Here is a 1315-nt window from a genome sequence, read left to right on the forward strand (position 1 = left end):
GCGCCCGGGAATGCGCCCGGGAATGCGCCCGGGAATGCGCCCGGGAATGCGCCGGGGAACGCTCCGGGGAATGCGCCCGGGAATGCGCCCGGGAATGCGCCGGGGAACGCTCCGGGGAACGCGCCCGGGAATGCGCCCGGGAATGCGCCCGGGAATGCGCCGGGGAACGCTCCGGGGAACGCGCCCGGGAATGCGCCCGGGAATGCGCCCGGGAACGCTCCGGGGAATGCGCCGGGGAACGCTCCGGGGAACGCGCCCGGGAATGCGCCCGGAAACGCTCCGGGGAATGCGCCTGGGAACGCGCCCGCGAACTCGCGCTCCAGCTCTTCGAGGAACGAGCCCGCCGACTCTGCGAACGCGCCTGGAAACAACAAGTGGAAAACAGTGGCCGGTGTGAGCGCGGTGGCCGCGGTCGCCGGTGTCTGGGCAGGCAGTGAGTTCGTAGGCGGTGGCGACGAGCCTCCTGCGGACGGTGAGACTCCCGCGCCCGGGACTCAGGTGCCGGAAACGCCTGAGACGCCGGAAACGCCTGAGGTGCCGGAGACACCTCCGGCGCCGACCACACCTCCGGCGCCGACCACGCCTCAGGTGCCGACGACGCCTCAGGTGCCGACGACGCCTCAGGTGCCGACGACACCTCAGGTCCCGACTACACCTCAGGTCCCGACAACCCCTGAGGACCCGACGACCCCGGGCACGGACAAACCCGATTCGGGCTTGTTCGGACCGGACGGTCTCGGATCGGGTGAGCTCTCCGCAGACGAACTCGGCTCGGGCGAAAGCAAATCGGGTGGTTCGGGTACAGGCGGCGGTACCGGTGGTGGTTCGGGCGGCGGTACCGGTGGTGGTTCCGGCGGCGGTACCGGTGGTGGTTCCGGCGGCGGTACCGGTGGTGGTTCCGGCGGCGGTACCGGTGGCGGTTCCAGCGGCGGTGCCGGTGGCGGTGCCGGTGGCGGCATCGGAGACATGGCGAGCCAGCTGATGATGGCCGCGATGATGTCGCAAGGTCTCGGCGGAGACCAGGGCGACAGCGGTGATGAGGACGAATCCGATGAGGACGAGGCCGATAACCCGCCGCCTTCCGCCGCTGCTCCCAATCCCGGACCGGCTGTGCCGCCGGGTGAGGGCCAGCCGCCGGGCGAAGGTCAGCCGCCGGGTAACGGTGAACCTCCTGCGGAGGGTCAGCCGCCGGGTAACGGTGAACCTCCCGCGGAGGGTCAGCCGCCGGGTGAGGGCCAGCCGCCGGGCGAAGGTCAGCCGCCGGGTAACGGTGAACCTCCTGCGGAGGGTCAGCCGCCGGGTAACGGTGAACCTC

Annotated in this window: 1 protein-coding gene and 1 pseudogene; both read left to right on the forward strand. The window is 71.6% G+C overall.

What is annotated here, in order from left to right; genetic code table 11:
- Positions 1–437 (forward strand): hypothetical protein (locus ACWEWT_RS21225; protein ID WP_452561282.1); only part of this gene is annotated, 437 nt, incomplete at its 5' end.
- Positions 438–717: 280 nt separating this feature from the next.
- Positions 718–1315, forward strand: a pseudogene (locus tag ACWEWT_RS21230) (hypothetical protein); the annotation flags it as partial.

Source organism: Nocardia sp. NPDC003963, from assembly GCF_053605105.1.